This is a genomic window from Streptomyces sp. NPDC090445, assembly GCF_044769385.1.
Classification (GTDB): domain Bacteria; phylum Actinomycetota; class Actinomycetes; order Streptomycetales; family Streptomycetaceae; genus Streptomyces.
On the sequence record NZ_JBIVXV010000002.1, the window covers coordinates 510,348 to 536,451 of the forward strand.

General features: G+C 74.4%; 20 protein-coding genes. 14 read left to right on the forward strand and 6 right to left on the reverse strand.

Going from position 1 to position 26,104, the window contains the following annotated elements; translation table 11 throughout:
• Nucleotides 1–83 precede the first annotated feature (83 nt).
• From ACIQUT_RS07075 to ACIQUT_RS07085, 3 genes are all read left to right on the forward strand, one after another.
• Nucleotides 84–1,538 carry an FGGY family carbohydrate kinase gene (locus ACIQUT_RS07075; protein WP_403560267.1) on the forward strand — a complete coding sequence of 485 codons (1,455 nt, stop codon included), beginning with the start codon at nt 84–86 and terminating at the stop codon, nt 1,536–1,538.
• 331 nt (nt 1,539–1,869) lie between these two features.
• Nucleotides 1,870–3,603 carry an ABC transporter ATP-binding protein gene (locus ACIQUT_RS07080; protein ID WP_403560269.1) on the forward strand — a complete coding sequence of 578 codons (1,734 nt, stop codon included), beginning with the start codon at nt 1,870–1,872 and terminating at the stop codon, nt 3,601–3,603.
• The gene (locus ACIQUT_RS07085; protein WP_403560271.1) at nt 3,600–5,522 is read left to right on the forward strand and encodes an ABC transporter ATP-binding protein; all 1,923 of its coding nucleotides are present in this window, start codon (nt 3,600–3,602) and stop codon (nt 5,520–5,522) included. Before ACIQUT_RS07080 ends, ACIQUT_RS07085 begins: the two co-directional genes overlap by 4 nt.
• Before the next feature lie 135 nt (nt 5,523–5,657).
• Here ACIQUT_RS07085 and ACIQUT_RS07090 read toward each other — a convergent pair whose 3' ends face one another.
• Nucleotides 5,658–6,695 (reverse strand): RNA polymerase sigma factor, encoded by a 1,038-nt coding sequence (locus tag ACIQUT_RS07090; RefSeq protein ID WP_403560625.1) that lies wholly within the window; start codon nt 6,693–6,695, stop codon nt 5,658–5,660.
• A 276-nt stretch (nt 6,696–6,971) separates the two neighbouring features.
• On the opposite strand from ACIQUT_RS07090, the gene ACIQUT_RS07095 reads away from it, so the two are divergent.
• Together ACIQUT_RS07095 and ACIQUT_RS07100 are read left to right on the forward strand one after the other, a co-directional pair.
• A complete protein-coding gene (locus ACIQUT_RS07095; protein ID WP_403560273.1) occupies nt 6,972–7,571 on the forward strand; it encodes a hypothetical protein in 600 nt (199 codons plus the stop codon).
• Nucleotides 7,568–8,545: a nucleotidyl transferase AbiEii/AbiGii toxin family protein gene (locus tag ACIQUT_RS07100; protein ID WP_403560275.1), complete on the forward strand. Its 978-nt coding sequence runs from the start codon at nt 7,568–7,570 to the stop codon at nt 8,543–8,545. Before ACIQUT_RS07095 ends, ACIQUT_RS07100 begins: the two co-directional genes overlap by 4 nt.
• A 62-nt stretch (nt 8,546–8,607) precedes the next feature.
• Here ACIQUT_RS07100 and ACIQUT_RS07105 read toward each other — a convergent pair whose 3' ends face one another.
• Both ACIQUT_RS07105 and ACIQUT_RS07110 read right to left on the reverse strand, forming a co-directional pair.
• Nucleotides 8,608–10,689, reverse strand: coding sequence for a molybdopterin oxidoreductase family protein (locus ACIQUT_RS07105; RefSeq protein WP_403560277.1), 2,082 nt, complete (start codon nt 10,687–10,689; stop codon nt 8,608–8,610).
• Nucleotides 10,690–10,898: 209 nt separating this feature from the next.
• The gene (locus ACIQUT_RS07110; RefSeq protein WP_403560627.1) at nt 10,899–11,603 is read right to left on the reverse strand and encodes a vancomycin high temperature exclusion protein; all 705 of its coding nucleotides are present in this window, start codon (nt 11,601–11,603) and stop codon (nt 10,899–10,901) included.
• Between the two features lie 404 nt (nt 11,604–12,007).
• Here ACIQUT_RS07110 and ACIQUT_RS07115 point away from each other — a divergent pair, with 404 nt between their 5' ends.
• From ACIQUT_RS07115 to dnaG, 4 genes are all read left to right on the forward strand, one after another.
• Nucleotides 12,008–12,727 (forward strand): sirohydrochlorin chelatase, encoded by a 720-nt coding sequence (locus ACIQUT_RS07115; RefSeq protein ID WP_403560279.1) that lies wholly within the window; start codon nt 12,008–12,010, stop codon nt 12,725–12,727.
• A gap of 65 nt (nt 12,728–12,792) precedes the next feature.
• Complete coding sequence (locus ACIQUT_RS07120; RefSeq protein ID WP_403560281.1) at nt 12,793–14,163, forward strand: deoxyguanosinetriphosphate triphosphohydrolase; 1,371 nt, start codon at nt 12,793–12,795, stop codon at nt 14,161–14,163.
• A gap of 93 nt (nt 14,164–14,256) precedes the next feature.
• A complete protein-coding gene (locus ACIQUT_RS07125) occupies nt 14,257–15,531 on the forward strand; it encodes an NAD(P)/FAD-dependent oxidoreductase (protein WP_403560283.1) in 1,275 nt (424 codons plus the stop codon).
• 33 nt (nt 15,532–15,564) lie between these two features.
• On the forward strand, nt 15,565–17,490 hold the full coding sequence (dnaG, locus tag ACIQUT_RS07130) for a DNA primase (protein ID WP_403560285.1): 1,926 nt from the start codon (nt 15,565–15,567) through the stop codon (nt 17,488–17,490).
• A 77-nt stretch (nt 17,491–17,567) separates the two neighbouring features.
• On the opposite strand, the gene ACIQUT_RS07135 is transcribed toward dnaG, so the two are convergent.
• Complete coding sequence (locus ACIQUT_RS07135; RefSeq protein ID WP_403560287.1) at nt 17,568–18,020, reverse strand: gamma-glutamylcyclotransferase family protein; 453 nt, start codon at nt 18,018–18,020, stop codon at nt 17,568–17,570.
• A gap of 306 nt (nt 18,021–18,326) precedes the next feature.
• On the opposite strand from ACIQUT_RS07135, the gene ACIQUT_RS07140 reads away from it, so the two are divergent.
• The 5 genes from ACIQUT_RS07140 to nirD all read left to right on the forward strand — a co-directional run bounded on the left by ACIQUT_RS07140 (nt 18,327) and on the right by nirD (nt 24,118).
• Nucleotides 18,327–18,893, forward strand: coding sequence for a hypothetical protein (locus ACIQUT_RS07140; RefSeq protein WP_403560289.1), 567 nt, complete (start codon nt 18,327–18,329; stop codon nt 18,891–18,893).
• 148 nt (nt 18,894–19,041) lie between these two features.
• Nucleotides 19,042–19,668, forward strand: a complete 627-nt coding sequence (locus tag ACIQUT_RS07145; RefSeq protein ID WP_403560291.1) for a class F sortase — start codon at nt 19,042–19,044, stop codon at nt 19,666–19,668.
• 180 nt (nt 19,669–19,848) lie between these two features.
• A complete protein-coding gene (locus ACIQUT_RS07150; RefSeq protein WP_403560293.1) occupies nt 19,849–21,225 on the forward strand; it encodes an NAD(P)/FAD-dependent oxidoreductase in 1,377 nt (458 codons plus the stop codon).
• Nucleotides 21,226–21,227: 2 nt separating this feature from the next.
• Nucleotides 21,228–23,777 (forward strand): nitrite reductase large subunit NirB, encoded by a 2,550-nt coding sequence (nirB, locus tag ACIQUT_RS07155; RefSeq protein ID WP_403560295.1) that lies wholly within the window; start codon nt 21,228–21,230, stop codon nt 23,775–23,777.
• A complete protein-coding gene (nirD, locus tag ACIQUT_RS07160; RefSeq protein WP_179176519.1) occupies nt 23,774–24,118 on the forward strand; it encodes a nitrite reductase small subunit NirD in 345 nt (114 codons plus the stop codon). The genes nirB and nirD overlap by 4 nt, the downstream gene beginning before the upstream one ends.
• Here the strand turns inward: nirD and ACIQUT_RS07165 are convergent.
• Together ACIQUT_RS07165 and ACIQUT_RS07170 are read right to left on the reverse strand one after the other, a co-directional pair.
• Nucleotides 24,012–25,181, reverse strand: a complete 1,170-nt coding sequence (locus ACIQUT_RS07165; protein ID WP_403560297.1) for an endonuclease/exonuclease/phosphatase family protein — start codon at nt 25,179–25,181, stop codon at nt 24,012–24,014. The two genes, nirD and ACIQUT_RS07165, sit on opposite strands and share 107 nt — an antisense overlap.
• A 261-nt stretch (nt 25,182–25,442) precedes the next feature.
• Nucleotides 25,443–25,904: a group III truncated hemoglobin gene (locus ACIQUT_RS07170; RefSeq protein WP_403560299.1), complete on the reverse strand. Its 462-nt coding sequence runs from the start codon at nt 25,902–25,904 to the stop codon at nt 25,443–25,445.
• Nucleotides 25,905–26,104: the final 200 nt, after the last annotated feature.

Consider the following 26,104-nt stretch of genomic DNA (forward strand, 5'->3'; position numbering starts at 1 on the left):
GGCCGGTTCGCCGCCGGTGCACACGGGATCCGACGCCCTCCGCGGCGGCGGATCCCGGTCGTGTGTGCGGCAGAATTCTCCGTATGGGGATAGTCGCCGGGCTGGACAGCTCTTCCGCCTTCACTCGCATCGTCGTCTGCGACACCGACACGGGTGCCGTACTGCGCCAGGGCTACGCGCCCCATCCGCAGTCCGCGGGTGATCCCCAGGCCCTCCACCCCCACGACACCGACCCCCAGGCCTGGCTGCTCTCCCTCGGCGAGGCCGCCGGCGGCGGCCTCCTCGAAGGCGTCCAGGCCATCGGCGTCTCCGCGCAGCAGCACGCGCTGCTGCCGCTGGACGCGCAGGGCGCCCTCGTCCGCCCGGCCCTGGTCGGCAACGACAAGCGCGGCCAGGTCGTCGCCGCCGACCTCACCGAGGCCCTCGGCGGCCGGCAGGCCTGGGCCGAGGCCGTGGGCTCCGTCCCGCACTCCGCCCAGCCCGTGGCCAAGCTCGCCTGGCTGGCCCGCAACGAGCCCGACGCGGCCCGCCGGGTGGCGGTGCTGATGTCCCCGCACGACTGGCTGGTCTGGCAGCTGCTGGGCCGGCCCGCCCGCCGCACCACCGACCGGGGCGGGGCCTCCGGGACCGGCTACTGGTCGCCGGCGACCGGCGCCTACCGCCCCGACCTGGTCGAGCTGGCGCTCGGGCACATGGCGCTGCTGCCGGAGGTGCTCGCGCCGGCCGAGGCCGCCGGGATGACGCCGGAGGGGCTGCTGATCTCCGCCGGCACCGGGGAGACCATGGCCGCCGCGCTCGGGCTGGGCTTGGCCCCCGGGGACGCCGTGGTGTCGCTGGGCGCCTCGGGCTCCGTGATGGCCGTCCACCACTCGGCCGTACAGGAGCCCGGCGGCCTGGTCACCTCCCTCGCCGACGGCAGCGGCATGCACCTGCCGGTGGTGAACACCTCCAACGCGGTACGGGCCCTGCGGGGCACCGCCGACCTGCTGGGCACCGATCTGGAGGGGCTGTCCGAGCTCGCGCTGGAGTCGACGCCGGGCGCGCACGGCCTCGTGCTCCTGCCGTACCTGGAGGGTGAGCGCACACCCAACCTGCCGCACACCGCGGGCACCCTGTCCGGGCTGCGGCGCGACTCGATGAAGCCGGAGCACCTGGCGCGGGCCGCGTTCGAGGGCATGCTGTGCGGGCTGGTCGACGCGCTCGACGTGCTGCGCCTGCGCGGGGTCGAGGTGCGCCGGGTGTTCCTGCTGGGCGCGGCGGCCGAGCTGCCCGCCGTGCAGGCCGCGGCTCCGGGGCTGTTCGGTACGCAGATCGTCGTACCGGCGCCGGCCGACTACGCGGCGCTGGGCGCGGCACGCCAGGCGGCGTGGGCGCTCGGTGTGCAGCGGGGGACGCTGGCCCCGCACACCCCGCCGGTGTGGCCGGCTCCGGCCGCGCAGGTCTTCGAGCCGGGCGAGGACTACCCGGCCATGCAGGCGGTGCGCCAGCAGTACATCGCGACGCGGGAGCAGCTCCACCCGGGCGCCTTCCAGGCGTAGGGCCTCCCCCGGGGCCTGCCGGATCCGTGGGAGCCGGGCGGGTTCGGCGGGAGCCGGGCGGGTTCGGCGGGAGCCGGGCGGGTTCGGCGGGAGCCGGGCGGGCGGGAGCCGGGCGGGTTCGGCGGGAGCCGGGCGGGCGGGAGCCGGGCGGGTTCGGCGGGAGCCGGGCGGGCGGGAGCCGGGCGGGTCGGCGGAGGGCCGGGCGGGGGTGTGCAGGGGGCGTAGGACCGCCTCCTCCTTTTGACCGGCCTTTGCGAAAACCGGTGGGGTTTGCACGCACCGTGGCCCAAGATGGGATGCCCCCCTCGACCGTGCCGACCGGAGCCTGCGCGTGCTCATACGACTTCTGCGGACCCATCTGGGTCCGTACCGGAAACCCATCGCCCTGCTGGTCCTGCTGCAACTGCTCCAGACCAGTGCGAGCCTCTACCTGCCCACGCTGAACGCGGACATCATCGACAAGGGTGTCGTCCACGGCGACACCGGCTACATCCTGCGCTTCGGTGCGCTGATGCTCGGCGTCTCCCTCGTCCAGCTCGGCTGCAACGTCGGCGCCGTCTACTACGGAGCCCGCACCTCCGCGGCCGTCGGCCGCGACGTCCGCGCCGCCGTCTTCGACCGGGTGCAGAGCTTCTCCTCGCGGGAGCTCGGCCAGTTCGGCGCCCCGTCGCTGATCACGCGTACGACGAACGACGTACAGCAGGTCCAGATGCTGGTCCTGATGACCTTCACCCTGATGGTCTCGGCGCCGATCATGTGCATCGGCGGCATCGCCATGGCGCTCTCGCTCGACGTGCAGCTGTCGGGCGTGCTGCTGGCCGTGGTGCCCGTCCTCGGCCTGTCCGTCGGGGCGATCGTCTGGAAGACGCGCCCGCTGTTCCGCTCGATGCAGGACCGCCTGGACGCCGTGAACCGGGTGCTGCGCGAGCAGATCACCGGCAACCGGGTGATCCGCGCCTTCGTCCGCGACACCTACGAGAAGGAACGCTTCCGCGGCGCCAACACCGAGCTGACCGACGTCTCGCTCGCCTCCGGCCGGCTGCTGGCGCTGATGTTCCCCACGGTGATCGTGGTCGTGAACATCTCCAGCGTCGCCGTGATCTGGTTCGGCGCGATGCGCATCGACAGCGGCGGCATGGAGATCGGCCAGCTGACGGCGTTCCTCGCCTACCTGATGCAGATCGTCATGTCCGTGATGATGGCCACGTTCATGTTCATGATGGTGCCGCGCGCCGAGGTCTGCGCCGAGCGCATCCAGGAAGTCCTGGACACCGACTCCAGCGTGGTCCCGGCCGCCGAACCGGTGACCGAGCTCTCCCGGGCCGGGATGCTGGAGCTGCGCGGCGCCGACTTCCACTACCCGGGCGCCGAGGCCCCGGTGCTGCGCGGCGTGGACCTGGTGGCCCGCCCCGGCGAGACCACCGCGGTCATCGGCTCCACCGGCAGCGGCAAGTCCACGCTGCTGGGCCTGGTCCCGCGGCTGTTCGACGCGACCGGCGGCCACGTGCTGGTCGACGGCGAGGACGTGCGCCGGCTCGACCCCGAGCTGCTGGCCAGGACGGTCGGCCTGGTGCCGCAGAAGCCGTACCTGTTCTCCGGGACGATCGCCTCGAACCTGCGCTACGGGCGCCCCGACGCCACCGACGAGGAGCTCTGGCGGGCCCTGGAGGTGGCGCAGGCGGCGGAGTTCGTGTCCGCGCTCGACGGCGGCCTCGACGCGCCCGTCACCCAGGGCGGGACGAACGTCTCCGGCGGCCAGCGCCAGCGCCTCGCCATCGCCCGCACGCTGGTGCAGCGCCCGGAGATCTACCTCTTCGACGACTCCTTCTCGGCCCTGGACTACGCCACGGACGCGGCGCTGCGCGCGGCGCTCGCCCGCGAGACGGAGGAGGCGACGGTCGTCATCGTCGCCCAGCGGGTCGCGACGATCCGCGACGCCGACCGGATCATCGTCCTCGACGAGGGCCGGGTCGTGGGCGAGGGACGCCACCACGAGCTGATGGCCGGCAACGAGACCTACCGGGAGATCGTGCTCTCCCAGCTGACGGAGGCGGAGGCCGCATGAGCGGGCCCGGAGGACGGATGACGGCGGGACCGGCCCAGCGGTTCCTGGACTTCAAGGGCTCGGGCAAGCGGCTGCTGCGGCAGATCGCCCACGACCGGGCCAAGCTGTGGGGCATGGTCGCCGCGGTCTTCGGCAGCGTCGTCTGCACGGTGATCGGCCCGAAGATCCTCGGCCACGCCACCGACCTGGTCTTCGCGGGGATCGTCGGCCGGCAGATGCCGGCCGGGCTCACCAAGGAGCAGGCGCTGGACGGGCTGCGCGCCAAGGGCGAGGACGGCATGGCGGACATGCTGTCCGGCACCGACTTCACCCCCGGCGAGGGCATCGACTTCGGCGCCGTCGGGACCGTGGCGGTCTGGGCGCTGGCGGTCTTCGTCCTGGCCGGCCTGCTGATGCTGGTGGCGACGCGGCTGTCGAACCACATCATGAACGGCACCGTCTACCGGATGCGCGAGGAGCTCCAGGACAAGCTGGCGCGGCTGCCGCTGTCGTACTTCGACCGGCAGAAGCGCGGCGAGGTGCTCAGCCGGGCCACCAACGACATCGACAACGTCGGGCAGACGCTCCAGCAGACGATGGGGCAGCTGCTCAACTCGCTGCTGACGATCGTCGGCGTGCTCGCGATGATGTTCTGGATCTCGCCGCTGCTGGCGCTGGTCGCGCTGGTGACGATCCCGGTGTCGGTCGCCGTCGCCGCGAAGATCGGCAAGAAGTCGCAGCCGCAGTTCGTGGCGCAGTGGAAGTCCACGGGTGCGCTCAACGCGCACATAGAGGAGATGTACTCGGGCCACACGCTCGTGAAGGTCTTCGGCCGGCAGAAGGAGTCCGCGGCCGTCTTCGCCGAGCAGAACGAGGCGCTGTTCCGGGCCTCGTTCAAGGCGCAGCTGGTCAGCGGCATCATGCAGCCGGTGATGTTCTTCATCTCGAACATCAACTACGTGCTGGTGGCGGTCGTCGGCGGGCTGCGGGTGGCCTCGGGCAGCCTGTCGATCGGTGACGTGCAGGCGTTCATCCAGTACTCGCGCCAGTTCTCGATGCCGCTGACGCAGGTCGCGTCGATGGCGAACCTGGTGCAGTCCGGCGTGGCCTCGGCGGAGCGGGTGTACGAGCTGCTCGACGCCGAGGAGCAGGAGCCGGACGTGGCGGTTCCGGAGCGTCCGGAGAAGGTCCGCGGCCAGGTCACGCTGGAGAAGGTGGCGTTCCGCTACGACCCGGACAAGCCGCTGATCGAGAACCTGTCGCTGAGCGTCGAGCCCGGCCAGACCGTGGCCATCGTCGGCCCGACCGGTGCCGGCAAAACCACGCTGGTGAACCTGCTCATGCGGTTCTACGAGGTCACCGGCGGCCGGATCGCGCTCGACGGGGTGGACATCGCGAAGATGACCCGCGCGGAGCTGCGCGGCGGCATCGGCATGGTGCTCCAGGACACCTGGCTGTTCGGCGGCACGATCGCGGAGAACATCGCGTACGGGGCCTCGCGCGAGGTCACGCGCGCCGAGATCGAGGCGGCGGCGCGGGCCGCGCACGCCGACCGGTTCATCCGCACCCTGCCGGACGGCTACGACACCGTCCTGGACGACGAGGGCGCGGGAGTCAGCGCCGGCGAGAAGCAGCTCATCACGATCGCCCGGGCCTTCCTGTCGGACCCGGTGATCCTGGTGCTCGACGAGGCGACCAGCTCCGTCGACACCCGTACCGAGGTGCTGATCCAGAAGGCGATGGCGCGGCTCGCGCACGGCCGCACGTCCTTCGTGATCGCGCACCGGCTCTCCACGATCCGGGACGCGGACGTGATCCTGGTGATGGAGAACGGCTCCATCGTGGAGCAGGGCACGCACGGGGAACTGCTGGAGGCGCAGGGCGCGTACGCGCGGCTGTACGCGGCGCAGTTCGCGCAGGCGGTCGCCGAGGTCGACTGACCGGCCGCGACCCGGGATGCGGAATGCGGGCGTGGGGGGCGGGGCGGGATCCGGCGGTGCCGGGCCTGTCCCGCCCCCGCCGTATGCGCAGTGTGCGCCGGGCCGCCGTATGCGCGGTGTGCGCCGGGCCCGCCGTCAGTCGAGGTAGCCGCGGAGCTGGTCGGCGAAGGCGTGGTCGCGCAGCTTGCCCAGGGTCTTGGACTCGATCTGGCGGATGCGCTCGCGTGTGACGCCGAAGATGCGCCCTATCTCCTCCAGGGTGCGGGGCCTGCCGTCCGCCAGCCCGTACCGCAGCTGGACGACCTTGCGCTCGCGCTCGCCGAGGGTCGACAGGACCGCCTCCAGGTGCTCGCGCAGCAGGAAGAAGGCGGCGGACTCCATCGGCGAAGCCGCGTCGCCGTCCTCGATCAGGTCGCCGAGGGCGACGTCCTCCTCCTCGCCGACCGGCGCGTGCAGCGAGACCGGCTCCTGGGCGAGGCGCAGCACCTCCAGCACCCGTTCCGGCGTCAGTTCCAGGTGGACGGCGACCTCTTCGGCGGTGGGCTCGTAGCCGCGCTCCTGGAGCATGCGCCGCTGGACCCGCACGACCCGGTTGATGAGCTCCACGACATGGACCGGGACGCGGATGGTGCGGGCCTGGTCGGCGAGGGCCCGCGACATCGCCTGCCGTATCCACCAGGTGGCGTAGGTGGAGAACTTGTAGCCCCGGGTGTAGTCGAACTTCTCAACGGCCCGGATCAGCCCGAGGTTCCCCTCCTGCACGAGGTCGAGCATGGTGAGGCCGCGGCCCACGTAGCGCTTCGCGACGGACACGACGAGCCGGAGGTTCGACTCGATCAGGCGCCGCTTGGCCATCCGCCCCATGACGACGAGCTTGTCCAGGTCGAGGGCGAGCCCCAGGTCGAGGCCGGGGGTGCTGCCCAGCTTCTCCTCGGCGAACAGCCCGGCCTCGACGCGCCGGGCGAGCTCCACCTCCTCGGCGGCGGTGAGCAGCGGGATCCTGCCGATCTCGCGCAGGTACTGGCGGAACAGGTCGGCGGAGGGCCCCGTCCCGGCGGTGTCAGCGCGCCGGCGCTGCTCGGGCACCTGCTCGATCAGCTCCGGCACCTCGGGCTCGTCGCCGTCCCCGTTCTCGTTCTCGGCGGCCGGCCCGCCGCCGGGCTCGGTCTCCATCGCCGGCTCGGGGGCGGCCTCGGGCTCCCCGCCCTCCGGGGCCCGGCCCGCGACGGCGCGGACGGGCGGGCTCGCGTTGACGGTCGGGATCCGGGTCTGCACGGGGGCGACCTCCAGGGCTCCGAGGACGGTGGCACCGCACCTCAGTGTGGGGTACGGCACATCGCCGCCACGAGGGGCGTGCGGGCACTTTCTGAGCCCGGTGCGTGACCGGATGGTTACCCGCCGCGGAGAACGCCGATGCGGCCCGGACGCATGTACGACAAGATCGTCTGCATGTCCGAGTACGAAACCCATGTCACGCTGCGCTGCCCGGACGCGGCGGAGCTGACACGACTGAACGCGTGGGCCGGAGCCCGCGGCCTGAAGGTGACTCATATCGTGCTGGCCCGGGGCCGCATGGTGTCGCAGCCGATGCTGACCCTGCCCGACCGGGACGGCCACGAGGCCCTGGTGCCGCTCCTGCGGGCCGACGGCTTCGACCCGGTCCGCGTCAAGGTGGAGACCGTCCCGTGGACCACGGACCGGCCCGGCCCCGGCGGCGGCTACTTCGAGCACCACCTCAAGCTGCTGCTCCCCGTCGGCTTCGACCGGGCCCGCCTGGAGGCCCTCGCCACCCCGCACGGGGCGCACCTGTCGTGGAACGCGCGGCGTGTCGCGGAGGACGGCGGCAGCCACGAACGGTTCGTCACCCAGCGGTACCGGGGCCCTGCGGGGGCGGCGGGAGCGGCAGGAGCCGGCCGGGCGTGCGACGCACTGGTCTCCGAGCTGGCGGCCGCCGGGTACGACATACGCTCGGAGGAACGGGAGTTCGTGCTGTACGACAGCGACCTGTCGGTGGACGACGGATGGATCGAGGAGGGGGCTGCCGCATGAGCGGGACCTGGCGGGAGTTCGAGGGGCACAGCTGGGACCTGCCGCGCGAACCGCTGGACGAGCGGACACGGGAGCTGCGCGACCTGCCCAGGACGCTGCGCCCGGTGGCGGGCGACGCGATGCGCCAGCCGGCCGTGTTCGACCCGTCACTGAAGCACCTCCGGCGGGCCTACCGGGCCGGTGACCCGGTCTTCGACGATCCGGAGCGGACCGCCGCCTGGGTGCGGGCGCGGCGGGCGGCCCTGGACGCCGTCCTGGTGGCGGTGTCGGAGACCGAGTGGGCGGATTCGCTCGTGCTGCGGGGCAGCACGCTGCTCGCGCACTGGTTCGGGGAGGAGGCCCGGGAGCCGGGCGACCTCGACTTCGTGGTGGTTCCCGAGTCCTGGCGGATGGAGGACGGCCGGACGGGCCGGATGCTGGAGGGCATCGCGCTGGCGGCCGACGGGCGGGCCGGCACCAAGGCATCCGGCATGGTGTGGGAGAACATCTGGACGTACGACCGGGTGCCGGGGCGCCGGATGGTGCTGCCGTGGTCGGTGCCGGGCCTGCCGGGCGGGCAGGTGCAGCTGGACTTCGTGTTCAACGAGCAGATGCCGGCCGAGCCGGAGCCGCTCGAACTCGCCTGCGGGGCGGTCGTCCTGGCCGCCTCGCCGGAGCTCTCCCTGGCCTGGAAGCTGCTGTGGATCATCAGCGACAGGCATCCCCAGGGCAAGGACCTGTACGACGCCGTCCTGCTGGCCGAACGGTACCCGCTGCGCCTCGAGCTGCTGCACCAGGTGTTCCTGCAGGCAGGCGAGTGGCCGCTGCCGCACCGGCAGGTCGAGCTTGGGGACTTCGAGAAGCTGGCCGCCGGGCCGTACTGCGACACGGAATGGGACCACTTCGAGGCGGAGTACCCGCACCTGGCCGAGCCCGGCGAGAAGGCATACGGCAGCCGGCTCGTGGAGGCCCTGCGGCCGACGTTCGGGCCGTAGGACCCGGCGCTCGGGCCGGAGAGCGGGCGCTCGCGCCGGAGAGCCGCCGGCCGGCGCGGCGGCTACCGCACCGGCTCCACGCGGACCGCGCAGACCTTGAACTCCGGCATGCGGGAGACGGGGTCCAGGGCCGGGTTGGTCAGGGTGTTGGCGCGGCCCTCGCCCGGCCAGTGGAACGGCATGAAGACCGTGTCGGCGCGGATGGCGTCCGTGATGCGGGCGGGGGCGACGGCGCGGCCGCGGCGGGAGGTGACGGCGAGCGGGTCGCCGTCGGCCACGCCGATCCGGGCCGCCAGGCGCGGGTGGAGTTCCACGAAGGCGCCGGGGGCGGCCGCGTTCAGCTCGTCGACGCGGCGGGTCTGGGCCCCCGACTGGTACTGGGCGACCACCCGGCCCGTGGTGAGCAGGAGCGGGTACTCGGCGTCCGGGACCTCGGCCGCCTCGCGGTGGGAGACGGGGACGAAGCGGGCGCGGCCGTCGTCGGTGGCGAAGCGGTCGAGGAAGAGCCGCGGCTGCCCCGCGGAGCCCTCGGGGCAGGGCCAGAACACGCCCTGCTCGGTCTCGATGCGGGCGTAGGAGATGCCCGAGTAGTCGGCCGGGCCGCCGGCCGAGGCGCGGCGGAGTTCCTCGAAGACCTCTTCGGGGGCGGTCGGGAAGCCCTTCTGGATGCCGAGGCGGCCCGCCAGGCCGTGCAGGACCTCCAGGTCGCTGCGGACGCCCGGCGGCGGGGTCAGGGCCCGGCGGCGCAGCAGGACCCGGCCCTCCAGGTTGGTGGTGGTGCCCGTCTCCTCCGCCCACTGGGTGACGGGCAGGACCACGTCGGCGAGGGCCGCGGTCTCGGAGAGGACGACGTCCGCGACGGCCAGGAAGTCCAGGGCGCGGATGCGGTCCTCGATGTGGGCGGCGCGGGGGGCGGAGACCACCGGGTTGGAGCCCATCAGGAGCAGGGCCCTGACGTCGGTGCCGAGGGCGTCGAGGAGTTCGTACGCGCTGCGGCCCGGGCCCGGGAGGGCGTCGGGGTCGACGCCCCACACCCCGGCGACGTGGGCCCGTGCGGCCGGGTCGGCCAGTTTGCGGTAGCCGGGGAGCTGGTCGGCCTTCTGGCCGTGCTCGCGGCCGCCCTGGCCGTTGCCCTGGCCGGTGAGGCAGCCGTAGCCGGAGAGCGGTCGGCCGGCGCGGCCGGTGGCCAGGCACAGGTTGATCCACGCGCCGACGGTGTCGGTGCCCTTGGACTGCTGCTCGGGCCCGCGGGCGGTGAGGACCATCGCGGAGGAGGGGGCGCAGAACAGCGAGACGGCCTCGCGCAGTTTCGGCACGGGGATGCCGGTGATCCGCTCGACGAGCTCCGGCCAGTGCGCCATCGCCGCCGCACGGGCCTCCTCCCAGCCGGTGGTGCGCTCGGCGATGAACTCCTCGTCGGTGCGGCCCTCGGCGACGACCAGGTGCAGCAGGCCCAGCGCGAGGGCGAGGTCCGTGCCGGGGCGGGGCGCGAGGTGCAGGTCGGCCTGTTCCGCGGTGCGGGTGCGGCGCGGGTCGACGACGATCAGGGTGCCGCCGTTGGCCTTCAGCTCGGTGAGGTAGCGCAGGGCGGGCGGCATCGTCTCGGCGAGGTTGGAGCCGACGAGGATCACGCAGCCGGTGCGCGGGATGTCCTCCAGCGGGAAGGGCAGCCCGCGGTCCAGGCCGAACGCCCGCTGGTGGGCGGCGGCGGCCGAGGACATGCAGAAGCGGCCGTTGTAGTCGATCTGCGAGGTGCCGAGGGCGACGCGGGCGAACTTGCCGAGCGCGTACGCCTTCTCGTTGGTGAGCCCGCCGCCGCCGAAGACGCCGACCGCGTCCGGGCCGTGGGTGCCCCGGGTGCGGGCGAGGCCCGCGGCGACGGCGTCGAGGGCCTCCTCCCAGGTGGCCGGCTCGAGCCGACCGGCGTGGGTGCGGATGAGCGGCTCGGTCAGGCGCACCCGGGAGGAGAGCACGGCGGGGGCGGTGCGGCCCTTGCCGCACAGCGCGCCCCGGTTCACGGGGAAGTCGGCCCGCTCCTCCACCGCTGCCGGGTCGGCTCCGTCCGGCGTGGGGCGGAGCTTCATGCCGCACTGGAGCGCGCAGTACGGGCAGTGCGTGGCGGTGGCGGTGTCGGGCGTGTGCATGGAGCCAGCGTGCGGCGGCGGTGTTACGCGGGCCGCCGCCTGACGGTTACACCTGCTGAACGGGCACCTCAGCGCACCCCCCGCTCCCCGGTGAGGCCCCCGGCCGCCCGCTTCCCGCCCCCGGCGGCGCACCCGACCGGTCCGCGGCGGCTGCCCGGTGCGGTTCCGCGGCGGTGATCGTCGGCAGCGGTCCGCCCGGCGGCGCCGCGTCAGTCCCGCGGAGCGCCCAGGGCCCGGGGCACCCCCTCCTCCTTCGGCCCGAGGAAGTGCGGCTCCGGCCTGAAGGCCGCGTCCAGGGCCGCCTTGCCCGCCGCGAACACCTCGCGGGTGCCGCCGTAGTACCAGGTCGCGTCGTGCTCGTCGTCCACGCCGACCCCGTACGACTCCACGCCCGCCGCCTGGCACAGCGCGACGGCCCGGCGTATGTGGAAGCCCTGGCTGATCAGCACCGCCCGCTCGACCCCGAATATCTCCCGGGCCCTGACGCACGAGTCCCACGTGTCGAACCCGGCGTAGTCGCTGACGATGCGCGCGTCCGGTACCCCGTGCCCCGTGAGGTACGTCCGCATCGCGCCCGGCTCGTCGTACTCGGTGCGGCTGTTGTCCCCGGTGACGAGGACGACCTTGACCTTGCCGGTGCGGTAGAGCTCCGCGGCCGCGTCGAGCCGGCGGGCCAGATACGGGGTCGGCCGGCCGTTCCACAACCCCGCCCCGAACACCACCGCCACCTCGGCGGGCGGTGTGTCGGCCGTGCCGTGCAGCCGGTCCGCGGCCACCGCATGCGTCCACGCCGACGGCAGCAGCGCCAGCACGCAGCCCGCCATCACCGCCTGCACGGCCCTCCGCCTGCCGCGCACCCCGCGCGGCAGGCGCGGCCGCAGCACCGCCGCCGCCCGTCTCACCCGGTCCCGCATCCCCGGCATCCCCGCCGTCCTCGCCCTCGTCTCCTCCGTGGTCCCGGTGATCCTCGTGGTCTTCATGTCCGATCTCCCCCGCCGCCCTGCGCCCTGCGCCCTGCGCACACCGTTCGCACACATTGACGATCAAGTGCGCGGCCCGAGTTCCCCCCTCCCCCTCTTTCACCCGTACGACTGACCGAGTGAGCACCCTGCAAAGACCCGTCATCCCGGCGCAACGCCCCTGCAACCTGCACCCCGCAGGATCAGTTCATGACGGAGCCGGTGCACCCTCCCGAGTCCCCTTCCCTCCCGCTTCCCGCCGCCACGGCCGCTGAGCTGCTGACCCGGATCACCGCCCAACTCGGCACGCAGCTGCGCGGACTGCGCCCGCCGGGGGCCCGGTCCCACGGAGTCCACGCATGCAGCCCACCCTCGTCGCCGTCGCCCACGGCAGTCGCGACCCGCGCGCCCTCCCCGCCGTGCAGGCCCTGCTCGAACGGATCCGCGAGCTCCGCCCCTGCCTCGACGTCCGGCTCGGCCACATCGAGCTGAACCGGCCGCTGCTCGCCGACACCCTGCGGCGCGCCCCCGGCCCGGCCGTGCTCGTCCCCCTGCTCCTCGGCCGCGGGTACCACGTGAAGCGGGACCTCCCCGCGGCCGCTGCCCGGCACGCCGACGCCCGCGTCGCCGCACCGCTCGGCCCGCACCCGCTGCTGGTCGAGGCCCTCTGCGAGCGCCTCCTGGAGGCCGGCTGGAGCCCGGACACCCACACCGCCGTCGTGCTCGCCGCCGCCGGCTCGCGCGACCCCGACGCGGCGGACGACACCCGGCGCACCGCCGCCCTGCTCTCCGAGCGCCTCGGCGGGACGGCCGTCGTCCCGGCCTACGCCTCCGCCGCGGCACCCTCCGTGCCCGACGCGGTCCGGACCCTGGCCGCCCGCGGCCACCACCGGGTCGCCGTGGCCTCGTACTTCACCGCCCCGGGCCGCTTCGCCGCACAGAGCGCCGCCGCCGCGACCGGCCCGGCGGCCGCCCCGCTCGGCGACCACCCGGCGCTGGCCCGCCTCGTCCTGCGGCGCTACGACCAGGCCCTCGCCGCCCGGCACGCCCGGACCCCGCTGGAACTCGCCACCGCCTGAGGACCCCGCGGGTTCGGATGGGTCGGATGGGTCGGATTGTCGGTGCCTGCGGTTACCGTCGAACCATGGAAGGCATGGCAGGCACCGCACCCGTCCGTCCGCACGACCCCGCCGACCCCGCCGGCCCCGGAGGCGCCGGCGGCCCCGGAGGCCACTACTCCCCTGCCGACACCGAGCGCTGGGCCCCCGAGCCCGACAAGCGCCCCGGCCGGACGGCCTTCCAGCGCGACCGCGCCCGTGTGCTGCACTCGGCCGCGCTGCGCCGCCTGGCCGGGAAGACCCAGGTCGTCACCCCCGGCAGCCGCTCGTACGACTGGGACGCCAGCCCCCGCACCCGCCTGACGCACTCGCTGGAATGCGCCCAGGTCGGCCGCGAGCTCGGTGCGGCCCTCGGCTGCGACCCCGACCTGGTCGAAGCGGCCTGCCTCTCGCACGACATGGGCCACCCGCCCTTCGGGCACAACGGCGAGGAGGCACTCAACGAGTTCGCCAAGGACTGCGGCGGCTTCGAGGGCAACGCCCAGTCGCTGCGCCTGCTGACCCGCCTGGAGCCGAAGCGGTTCACGGCCGACCCGGCGACCGGCCGGCCCGTCAGCGTCGGCCTCAACCTCACCCGCGCCTGCCTGGACGCCGCCACCAAGTACCCCTGGGCCCGCGGCGGCCACCCCACCGACCCCGGCTCGGTCAAGTTCGGCGCGTACGAGGACGACCTGCCCGTCTTCGCGTGGCTGCGGCGCGGCGCGCCCGACGGCCGCAAGTGCTTCGAGGCGCAGGTCATGGACTGGTCGGACGACGTCGCCTACTCCGTCCACGACTTCGAGGACGGCCTGCACGCCGGGCACATCGACCCCAACCTCCTGTTCGCCGAGCCCGAGCGCGCCGCGATCCAGCAGGTCGCGATCGGCCGGTACGTCCCCGCCGGCACCGACCCGGAGGAGCTGCGCGAGGCCCTCGACCGGCTGATGGAGCAGGAGTGGTGGCCGCACGGCTACGACGGCTCGGCCGTCGCCCAGGCCCGCCTGAAGGACGCCACCAGCCAGCTGATCGGCCGGTTCTGCCTGGCCGCGGAGGGCGCCACCCGCGAGGCGTACGGCTCCGGCCGGCTGACCCGGTACGCCGCCGAGCTCGTCGTCCCGCGCGAGACGCGCAACGAGTGCGCGGTCCTCAAATCGGTCGCCGACCTGTACGTCATGCAGCGCGACGAGCAGGAACGTCTCCGCGCCGACCAGCGCATCGTCCTGGCCGAACTTGCCGAGGCACTGCTCGCCCGCGCGCCCGAGGGCCTGGACCCGCAGTTCCGTGCGATCTTCGATGCGGCCCCGGACGACAGGGCCCGCAAACGCGCCGTCATCGACCAGATCGCGTGCCTGACGGACGCATCGGCGCGCTCCCTGCACGCCCGGCTCACCCGCCGCACCCGCCGCGCCGAAGGGTGATCCGATCGGGCCACTCCCCCTTCACGCGGCAGGCTCGGTGCGGGACGCTCGCATGTGGTCGCAAGTGGCGGTGAGGTTATGAGGAGGCATCAGGTGGTCGACGCACACCGGACGTTCGTCATCGTCGGCGCAGGGCTGGCCGGGGCCAAGGCGGCGGAGACGCTGAGGTCCGAGGGGTTCACGGGACGGGTGATCCTGATCGGAGACGAGCGCGACCACCCGTACGAACGGCCCCCGCTGTCCAAGGGCTACCTCCAGGGCAAGGAGGAGCGCGACAGCGTCTTCGTCCACGAGGCGTCCTGGTACGCCCGCGCCGACATCGAGCTGCACCTCGGCCAGCCCGCCGTGCACCTGGACCGGGAGGCGAAGAAGGTCGTCCTCGGCGACGGCACCGCCCTCCACTACGACAAGCTGCTGCTGGCCACCGGGGCCGAGCCGCGCCGCATGAACATCCCGGGCACCGGCCTGGCCGGGGTGCACCACCTGCGCCGGCTCGCGCACGCCGAGCGGCTGCGGGCCGTCCTGGCCGGCCTCGGCCGGGACAACGGGCACCTGCTGATCGCGGGCGCCGGCTGGATCGGCCTGGAGGTCGCCGCCGCGGCCCGCGGGTACGGGGCCGAGGTCACCGTGGTCGAGCCGCTGGCCACCCCGCTGCACGGGGTGCTCGGCCCGGAGATCGGCCGTCTCTTCGCCGACCTGCACGCCGAGCACGGGGTGCGCTTCCACTTCGAGACGCGCCTCACCGAGATCATCGGGCACGACGGCATGGTGCTCGCCGCCCGCACGGACACCGGCGAGGAACTCCCGGCGCACGCGGTGCTCGCCGCGATCGGCGCGGCCCCGCGGACGGCGCTGGCCGAGACCTCCGGACTGGCCCTGGTCGACCGGGAGCACGGCGGCGGGATCGCCGTGGACGCCTCGCTGCGCACCTCCGACCCGGACATCTACGCGGTCGGGGACGTGGCCGCCGCCCACCACCCGCTGCTGGGGACCCGGCTGCGCGTCGAGCACTGGGCGAACGCGCTCAACGGCGGCCCGGCCGCCGCGCGGTCCATGCTCGGACAGGAGACCAGCTACGACCGGGTGCCGTACTTCTTCTCCGACCAGTACGACGTGGGCCTGGAGTACTCGGGATACGCCCCGGCGGGCGGCTACGACCAGGTCCTGATCCGCGGTGACGCGGCCAAGCGGGAGTTCATCGCGTTCTGGCTGTCGGACGGGCGGGTGCTGGCCGGCATGAACGTGAATGTGTGGGACGTCACGGACGACATCCAGGCCCTGATCAGGTCGAAGGAACAGGTCGACCGCGAGGCCCTGGCGGACCCGTCGGTTCCGCTGAGCTCGCTGGTGGCGGGCCGGGGCGCCTGAGGGTTTTCCCGCATCCGGCCGTAGACTTCACGGGTGGCAGGACGGATCAACGACGACGATGTGAAGGCGGTACGGGACGCGGTCCCGATCGACGCCGTGGTCTCCGACTACCTGCAGCTGCGCAACGCCGGCGGCGGCAACCTCAAGGGCCTGTGCCCCTTCCACGACGAGAAGTCCCCGTCCTTCCAGGTGAGCCCGAGCAAGGGCCTCTACCACTGCTTCGGCTGCCAGGCGGGCGGGGACACCCTCGACTTCATCATGAAGATCGACCACCTGTCGTTCTCGGAGGCGGTCGAGCGGCTGGCCGCCCAGGCGGGCATCACCCTGCGCTACGAGGAGGGCGGCTACACCGCGGGCACCAGCGGCCGCGGCGAGCGGATCCGGCTGGTCGAGGCGCACAAGGCGGCCGCCCAGTTCTACATCGACCAGCTGAACAGCCCCGAGGCGGAGATCGCCCGCAGGTTCCTGGCCGAGCGGGGTTTCGACCAGACCGCTGCCGCCTACTTCAGCGTCGGCTACAGCCCGGCCGGCTGGGACCACCTGACCCGCTTCCTGCGCGGCAAGGGCTTCACCGACCGGGAGCTGATCACCTCGGGCCTGTCCCAGGACAGCCGCAGCGGCAAGCCCATCGACCGCTTCCGCGGCCGGCTCATGTGGCCGATCCGCGACATCAGCGGCGAGGTCGTCGGCTTCGGCGCGCGCAAGCTGCGCGAGGACGACAACGGCCCGAAGTACCTGAACACGCCCGAGACGGCGATCTACAAGAAGTCCCAGGTGCTCTACGGCATCGACCTGGCGAAGAAGGAGATCGCGCGGACCTCGCGGGCGGTCGTCGTCGAGGGCTACACCGACGTGATGGCCTGCCACCTGGCCGGGGTCACCACCGCGCTCGCCACCTGCGGCACCGCCTTCGGCGGCGAGCACGTCAAGATCCTGCGCCGGCTGCTGATGGACAACGCCACCGCCGAGGTGATCTTCACCTTCGACGGCGACGCCGCCGGGCAGAAGGCCGCGCTGCGCGCCTTCGAGGACGACCAGAAGTTCGCCGCCGAGACCTCGATCGCCATCACCCCGGGCGGCATGGACCCCTGCGACCTGCGCCTGGCCCAGGGCGACGAGGCCGTGTCCACGCTGGTGGAGTCGCGTACCCCGCTGTTCGAGTTCGCGCTGCGGCACATCGTGGCCCGGCACAACCTGGAGAACCCGGCGGGCCGGGCGGCCGCGCTCGACGAGGCCGCCCCGGTCGTCGCCGGCATCAAGAACATCGCGATCCAGCACGAGTCGGCTGTCCAGCTGGCGGGCATGCTCGGCATCCGCGACGAGCAGTTCGTGGTCAAGCGGGTCGCACAGCTGGCCCGCTGGGCGCGCGAGCGCGGCGGCCGGACCGGCCCCGGGGAGCGGGACAGGGACCGGCCGCCGGCCGCCGGCCCGGGCCGCTCGTACGAGGCAGTGCCGGCGCCCGCCGCCCCCGCGGGCGGTCCCGCGCTCAACCTGCGCAACCCGGTCCACGTGACGGAGCGCGAGCTGCTCAAGCTGGCCCTGCAGCGGCCCGAGCTGGTCTCGCCGGCGTTCGACGCGTACGGGGTGGACGAGTTCACCGCCCCGCCGTACGCGGCGGTCCGCCAGGCCATCCTGGACGCGGGCGGCGTCTCGCCCGGCGGCAGCGACTACCTGGCCCGGGTCCGCGACGCGGCGCCGAACGACACCGTCCGCGCGCTGGTCACCGAGCTGGCGGTGGAGGCCATCCGCTCCCGGACGGTGGACGAGGGCTACGCCGGGGTCCAGCTGGTCCAGGTCCGGCTGCGCGCGGTCGACCGCCGGGTCCATGAGATCACCGGCACGATGGCCCGGCTGGGGTCGCAGGCGCCGCCGGAGCAACTGGCGGCGGTCCAGGAGGAGCTGTGGGTCCTCCAGCAGTACGGGCAGCGGCTGCGCAACCGCGGCGCCGAGGGGCTGTAGCCACCGCGGAAGCGGCCGGAGCTGAACGGGCAGCGCGGCCGGAACGGAACGGAACGGAACGGTCAGCGCGGCAGGGGCTACAAGGCCGGAGGGGCCGGGCAGGCGCCGGGCTGCCGGCGGCCGAGCCAGTCGCCGCCGGGTATCTCCGTGCCCGACTCGCGCAGCCTGCGGGCCAGCGGCGGGGCCGCCAGGTAGACCCACGCGGCGGTGCGCGTGCCGTCGGGGCGGACGGCGTCGCACCGGACCCGGTCGTAGAGGTTCGCCGGCAGTCCGGGGCCGTGGTACTCCTCCAGCCGGTCCAGTTCGGCCAGCAGCGGCCCGTACGCGCCCGGCGCCGCGGTGATCAGCTCGCCCACGATCTCCGACCCCGTCCGCCGGACGGCGTACGGGTAGCCGGGGCCGTCGTACAGGAGCGCGCCGGGGAGCCGGGCGGGCTCCTCGGCCGAAGTGCGGCCGCGCAGGAACAGGGCGTGGTTGACCTCGCCGGGCCGCAGGGTCCCGTACACGAAGAAGGGCAGTTCGGCGGTCACCGGCCGCCACCTCCGCCGGTCGCTGGTGTCACGGCGCCCTCCCTCTCCGGGACCTGGACCCGGTCCCGGGCCTCCCCTTGCCCCTCCACCGTACGCACCGCTGCGGCGCGGTTTCCCGGGGCCCGGCCCGGGGTGCGGGGCCACGCCCGGTCACCCGGACGGACCGAATCACCCGAACGACCCAATCCGCTGCTGTGACCTGCGGGAACACCGACCGCACCACGTGGCCTGACACGGCATCAGCAGGCGGGGGGCCGCCGGGAGGGGTTACCACGGGAGCACGACCTCGTGTCTCCAGGAGCCGCCATGCGCCGTCGCACCGCCCATGTGCTCACCGTCACCGCGCTGACCGCCGCCGCGTTCGCCGGCCCGGTCGCCGGTGCGGTCGCGGGTGGGGCCGCGGACCGGGCCGCCGCCGCAGACCCCGCCGGGCCCGTCTCCGCCCCGGGCGACTTCGCCGTGCTGGAGGTATGGCCCGCGTCGGCCGCCCCCGGGGTCACGGTCACCGCGAACACCACGGCCTGCGGGGCGGGCGGGCGCGCCGACGGCGACGCCACCATGGTCGGCGGCGGCCGCTTCAGGCTGGTGCCGGGCACCCACAAGGAGGTGGTCGTCGGGCAGTTCCAGGTCGCCCGCGGCACCCGCCCGGGCACCTACAGCATCGGCGCGACCTGCGCCGACGGAAAGTACGCCACCGGAGACCTGGTCGTCACCGCACGCGGCCCGCAGGGCCACGTGCGCACCGGGGTGGGCGGTGGGACGACCACCACCGCGAGCCCCGTCCGGATCACGGCGGGAGCGGCAGTACTGGCCGCGGCCGCCGTCGGCGGTACCTGGCTCCTGCGTCGCCGGGCGAGCGGCACGCGGAGCTGACGGGCGCCCACCGCGGCCGAGGCCGCGGTCCGACCGGTACCGCCCCCCGTCGCCCGCCCCGCGAGGTCCCCCCGTTCGCGGGGCCGGGCGACGGCCTGTCACACGCAGAGCACGCCGTACACGGCGCAGTACGCCAAGGGGGCATCGGATGGGCGCCAGCCAGGCCGGCCGCGGCGGGCTCGTCGCGCTCACCGCCTGCATCGGCATCTGGCTCGTCGGCACCGGCTCCGGCGAGCCGGCCGGGCCCCCGCTGCCCTCCCCCGCCGAGGCCCTGAGCGGCACCGGGCAGGCCCGCTACCAGGGCAGCATCGACCCGCTCCCCGGATCTCCGCCGACCCGGATCCGGATCCCGTCCATCCGGGTGGACGCCCCGCTGACCGGGCTCGGCCTGGCCCGCGACGGAAGCCTCGACGTGCCCCCGCCGGCCCGCCGCGACCTGGCGGGCTGGTACCGGGACGGCACCACCCCGGGAGCGGTGGGCACGGCCCTCGTCGTCGGGCACGTCGACCACGCCTCCGGGCCGGCGGTCTTCTTCCGGCTGGGCGCGCTGCGCCGCGGGGCGGCGATCGAGGTGCGGCGCGCGGACGGGCGCACGGCCGTGTTCACCGTCCACGCCGTCGAGGTGTACGACGCGCGGCACTTCCCGGACTCGCGCGTGTACGGGCCCTCGCCGCGCGCCGAGCTCCGGGTGATCACCTGCGGCGGCGGCTTCTCGCCCCGGACCGGATACCGGGGCAACGTGGTCGTCTTCGCCCACCTGACGGGGACGCACTGACGGACCGGAGCCCGGAGCCCGGGCCAGGGCCAGGGCCTGGGCCGGGGCCGGGGCCGGGGCCAGGGCCAGGGCCAGGGCCTGGCGGCCTCACCGGCCCTCGGCCGCCGCGCTGAGGTGGGCGTTCCGTTCGGGTAACAAGCGCGATGCCGAGGGGAAACAGCCTCCCGCCACGCTCGTGTCATGACCTCGGAACAGCAGCGTGTGGTGGTGATCGGCGGCGGCCTCGCGGGCCTCAGGCTCGCGCAGCGGCTGGGTGCGGGCCCGGCCGTGGGCGTCACCGTCCTCGGCGAGGAGCCGCACGTCCCGTACAACCGGGTGCTGCTCGCCGAGATCCTCGCCGGCCGGTACGCGCCGGAGGTCGCCGCCCTTCCGGATCCCGGCCCGGCGCTGCGGCGGGGGGTGCGGGCGGTCCGGATCGACCGGGCCACCAGGACGGTGCACTGCGACGACGGCAGCACGGAGCGGTACGACGCCCTGGTCCTGGCCACGGGCTCCAACGCCGTGCTGCCGCCGCTGCGCGGGCTCTTCGAGCCCGGGGGCCTCGCCGGGGCCGCGGCCGCCTCCCCGGGTGACCGGGAACTCCCGGACGGGGTCCACGCGTTCCGGACCATGGACGACTGCGTGGCGCTGTCGGCGGCGGTGGCGGCCGGACCGGGCGTGCGCGCCGTGGTGATCGGCGGCGGGCTGCTCGGCGTCTCCGCGGCCCGCGCGCTGGCCGAGCGGGGCGCACAGGTCGTCCTGGCCCAGCAGGGCGAGCGGCTGATGGAGCGCCAGCTCGACGCGGAGGCCTCGGCGCTGCTGCACGCCCATCTGACCGCGCTCGGCATCGAGATCCACACCGAGTGCCGAGTCCGCGGACTGAGCACCTCCCCCGGCGCCTCCCCCGGCACCGGCTCCGGTCGCCGGGTCACGGGGGTCGAGCTCGCCGACGGCTACCGCCTCGACGCCGACCTCGTCGTCCTGGCCTGCGGCGTCCGCCCGCGCACCGGCCTGGCCCGCGCCGCCGGGCTCACCGTCCACACCGGCGTCGTGGTGGACGACAGCCTGCGGACCGACGACCCGCGCATCCACGCCATCGGCGACTGCGCCGAGCACGCCGGCCGGGTGTACGGCCTGGCCGGCGCCGCGCTGGAGCAGGCCGACTTCCTCGCCGCCCTCCTGACCGCCACTCTCCCGGCCGCCACTCTCCCGGCCGACTCTCTCCCTGCCGGCGTCCTCCCGGCCGCCACCCTCCCCGCCGGCGGCGAAGCCGCCGCCCCGGCGCCCGGCTACACCGGAACCCGCGCCCTGACCCGCCTGACCCTCGCGGCCGGCGGCACCGGCCCGCTCGACCTCGCCGCCTTCGGCGAGACCACCCCGCTCCCCGGCGACGACGTGGTCCGCCTCTCGGACGCCACCCGCCGGACCTACCGGAAGGTCGTCGTCCGCGGCGACCGCCTCGTCGGGGGCGTCCTCCTCGGCGAGCTCTCCAGCGTCGGCGCCCTCGCCCGCAGCTGGGAGGACGAGGAAGTCCTGACCGACCTGTTCCACCTGCTCACCGACGACGGAGGCTCCTGATCATGGCCGCATCCACGCCCACCCCCGCCATCGTGCTCATCGGCCACGGCATGGTCGGCCAGCGCTACCTGGAGGCACTCGCCGAGCGCGGGGCCACCGCCACGCACCGGATCACCGTGCTGTGCGAGGAGCCCCGGCCCGCCTACGACCGCGTGCACCTCACCTCGTACTTCTCCGGCAGCAGCCCCGAGGACCTCTCCCTCACCCCCGCCGGCTTCGTGGAGCAGCACGGGATCGACCTGCACCTCGGCGACCCCGCCGAGAGCATCGACCGCGAGGCCCGTACGGTCACCTCCCGCTCCGGGCGGGTGTTCCCGTACGACGTCCTCGTCCTGGCGACCGGCAGCTACCCCTTCGTGCCGCCCGTGCCCGGCAAGGACGCCCCCGGCTGCTTCGTGTACCGCACCATCGAGGACCTCCTCGCCATCGAGGAGTACGCCGCGACCTGCACCTCCGGGGCCGTCGTCGGCGGCGGCCTGCTCGGCCTGGAGGCCGCCGGCGCCCTCCAGGGGCTCGGGCTCCCGACCCGGATCGTGGAGTTCGCGCCGCGCCTGATGCCCGTACAGGTCGACGAGGGCGGCGGCGCGGCCCTGCTGCGCACCATCGAGCGCATGGGCCTGACCGTCCACACCGGCGTCGGCACCCAGGAGATCCTCACCGGCGAGGACGGCAGCGTCAGCGGAATGCTGCTCTCCGACGGCTCCACCGTCGACACCGGGCTCGTCGTCTTCTCCGCCGGCGTCCGCCCCCGCGACCAGCTCGCCCGCGACGCGGGCCTGACGGTCGGCGAGCGCGGCGGCATCGCCGTCGACTCCCGCTGCCGCACCTCCGACCCGCGCGTCTACGCCGTCGGCGAGTGCGCCCTGGCCTCCGACGGCCGGGTGTACGGCCTGGTCGCCCCCGGCTACGAGATGGCCGAGACCGCCGCCGAGGACCTGCTGGGCCGGGAGAAGGAGTTCACCGGGGCGGACCTGTCCACCAAGCTGAAGCTGCTCGGCGTGGACGTGGCCTCCTTCGGCGACGCCCACGGCACCACCGAGGACAGCCTCGACGTCGTCTACTCCGACTCCCGCTCGGGCGTCTACAAGAAGCTGGTGGTCTCCCCCGAGGGGGTGCTGCTCGGCGGGGTCCTGGTCGGCGACGCCGACGCGTACGGGCTGCTGCGCCCGCTCACCGGCAGCGTCCCGCCCGTCAGCCCGGACCAGCTGGTGCTGCCCGCGGGGCTGTCCCCGGCCGCGCAGCTCGGCCCGTCCGCGCTCCCCGACACGGCGGTCATCTGCTCCTGCCACAACGTCACCAAGAAGGCGATCACCGCCTGCGCCACCCTCCCCGAGGTCAAGAAGTGCACCAAGGCGGGCACCGGCTGCGGCGGCTGCGTCAAGGTGATCGAGCAGCTGCTGCCCGCCTCCGCCGACAAGGGGCTGTGCGGCTGCTTCCCGTTCACCCGCGCCGAGCTGTACGAGATCGTCCGCACCCGGCGGCTGACCTCGTACCAGCAGCTCCTCGACGGCCACGGCCGGGAGGCGGCCCGCGGCGGCGACGGCTGCGAGGTCTGCAAGCCGGCCGTCGGCTCGATCATCGCCTCGCTCGCCCCCACCCTCGGCGCGAGCGGCTACGTCCTCGACGGGGAGCAGGCCTCCCTGCAGGACACCAACGACCACTTCCTCGCGAACCTCCAGCGCAACGGCTCGTACTCGGTCGTCCCGCGCATCCCCGGCGGCGAGATCACCCCGGACAAGCTCATCGTGATCGGCGAGGTCGCCCGCGACTTCGGCCTCTACACGAAGATCACGGGCGGGCAGCGCATCGACCTCTTCGGGGCGAGCGTGGACCAGCTCCCGCGGATCTGGGCCCGGCTCGTCGAGGCCGGCTTCGAGTCGGGTCACGCGTACGGCAAGGCGCTGCGGACGGTGAAGTCCTGCGTGGGGCAGACCTGGTGCCGCTACGGGGTCCAGGACAGCGTGCGGATGGCCATCGAGCTGGAGCTGCGCTACCGGGGGCTGCGCGCCCCGCACAAGCTCAAGTCGGCGGTCTCCGGCTGCACCCGCGAGTGCGCGGAGGCGCAGAGCAAGGACTTCGGCGTGATCGCGACCGCGAACGGCTGGAACCTGTACGTCGGCGGGAACGGCGGGGCCACCCCGCGCCACGCCGACCTCCTCGCACAGGACCTTTCCGACGCCGAACTGGTCCGGCTCATCGACCGGTTCCTCATGTTCTACATCCGCACCGCGGACCGGCTGGAGCGGACCTCCACCTGGCTGGACCGGCTGGAGGGCGGCCTGGACCACCTGCGGGACGTCGTCGTGCACGACTCCCTCGGGCTGTGCGAGGAGCTGGAGTCGCTGATGGCGGACCATGTCGCGAACTACCGCGACGAATGGGCCGAGACCTTGGAGGACCCGGAACGGCTGCGCCGGTTCGTCTCCTTCGTCAACGCGCCCGGGGCCCCGGACCCGACGGTCCGGTTCGTGCCCGAACGCGACCAGGTCAAGCCCGACCTGGCGATCCTGACCGGCCGGCAGCCGCTGGAAGCCGTGGGAGGCACCCGATGACCGTGGAACTGCAGGTGGACGAAGGCTGGCTGACGGTGTGCGAGCTGTCCGACATGATCCCGGGGCGGGGGGTGGCGGTGCTGCTGCCCGACGGGAGCCAGGCCGCGGTGTTCCTCGGCCGCTCGGGATGGACGTACGCCATCGACAACCGGGACCCCTTCACGGGCGCGGCGGTGCTCTCGCGGGGGCTGGTGGGGTGCGTGGAGGGCAAGCCCTTCGTGGCCTCGCCGCTGCTCAAGCAGCGCTTCGACCTGGCGACGGGCCGCTGCCTGGACGAGGAGGAGGTGTCGGTCCGGACCTATCCGGTGCGGACCGCCGTGACCTCGGCCGCGGTGGCCTAGCAGCGGCCCCGGGGGACGGCAGGCTGCGCGGCAGGAGGGCGGCGGCGGAGCTGCCGAGGGGGCGGCAGCCGGCCGACCGGGCGGCGGCGCCGCGCAGCATCCGGTGGTCGGAGACCGAGGGGTCGAGCGGCAGGGCGTCGCCCCGGGGGGACGTGAAGTGGCAGGCGGAGAGGAAGATGTAGTCGATCTTCTTCTCGTTCCGGGTGGGCTCGCCCGAGCGGCAGAGCGGATCCGACCCCGCCGTGCAGGTGGCGGGGTCGAAGAAGTCGCTGTCGGTTTCGTCCGCCTCCAGGAAGACGCCCTGCCCGTCGTCCCCTGCGGACGGGTCGTAGAACGGCGTGAGAGTGGCGGTGCGGGGCGAGTGGTTGAAGTCCCCGCCGAGCACCACGGGCAGGCCCTGGGCCTCCCAGGCCTCGGCCCGGGAGGCCAGCTCCTCCGCCTCCGGAACGGCGAGCGTGCCGTCGTCCCAGTACAGGTGGACGGAGCAGGCCCAGCTGGTCCGGCCCTGGAGCAGGGTCCGCACGCACGGCACGGTGATGGGCTCGGTCTCCCCGCCGACGGTGAGGTCCAGCTCCGCGCTGTCCGTGACCGGCCCCTTCACCAGGACCGCGTTGCCGTAGTCGGCGCCGCCGCAGACGGACGCCCTGCCCCCGAGGGTGGCCCCGTAGGAGCCGTGGAAGCCGAGCGGGGCGAGGCGGCGGAGGATCTCGTCGTACTGGGGGCGGCAGACCTCCTGGAGGAAGACCTGGTCGGCGTTCCAGGTGGCGGCCGCGGCCTGGGCGACGACGCTGTCGATCCGCCGCTCGTTGTCGTACGGGTCGGCGCCGCACATGTTGCCGCAGATGTTGTAGCTGACGAAGCGGAGGGCGGGGGCCGAGTCGGGGCTGACCGTGTCGGCACGGGCGGGTCCCGCGAGGGCCGCCGCCCCGGCGAGCGCGAGGGCCAGGGACAACGCCAGCGCGAGGACGGGGACGAAGGCGGGGACCACGACGGGGGCAGGCGGGGGAGCGGGGGCGGCCGGACCGGCCGCGGGCACGCGGGAGCGCAGGGGACCACGACGCATGGGGGCACTCCACGGCGGCAGGTGCGGGCGGGCTTCGGTGCCGCGTGACTACCCCGCCCGTGGCGCGGTCCCTCCCGGTGGGCCCCGGCGCACGGGAGCGCACCGGAGGGCCCGGGGGTCATTGCGATCCCCGGGCCCTCCCGGCGTGCTCCGGTCCCCGCAGGGGGGCCGGTGGCGGTGGTGTGGGGCCGCCCGTGTGGGGCCCGAGTGGGGGCGCCCGAGTGGGGCGTCCGTGTGGGGCGCCCGTGGGGCCGCCCGGTTTCAGGCGGCCGAGTGGAGCCGCAGCGCGGCGAGCGGGACGAAGCCCGTGCCGCCCTCGCGGTGCAGCGGGGCGTCCGCCCCGGCCAGCCGCCGGTGCATGGCCAGCGCGATCCGCTCGCCCATCGCCTTCGCCCGCTCCGCGACGGGCCCGCGGTGCAGCCCGTCCACGGCGGCGCGCCAGAGCTGCACCCAGCGGCCGAAGTCCTCGGCGGTCATGGCCCGCGCCGCGTGCAGGGCGGCGTGCGGGGCGAAGGGATCGCGGCCGTAGGAGGCGCTGCGGAACAGGGCCCGCTCCCAGAAGTCGGTGATCCGGGGCAGGTGGACGTCGAGGTCCGTGCCGGCGATCTCCGTGAAGAACGGGCCGATCAGCCTGTCGGCGAAGGCGGCCGTGTAGAAGCGCCGCAGCACGACCTCGAGGTCGGCGCGGCCGCGGATGTCGTGGTCGGCGGCGGAAGCGTCCATGGCCCCAGCATCCTCGCCGACGCGGGGGCCGAACAGGGCTCAAGGTCCCTCATTCGTCCGGGATGCGTCACGTCGCGCCGGGCCGCGGTCACGCACAGCGCACGGACGCGGCTGCCGTGGCGGCCTGCAGGCCCCTTCCGGAAGGAATGCCCGGGTGGCCGAAAATCGCTGCTGCAGGACGGAGCTCGCGCCGGATTCCG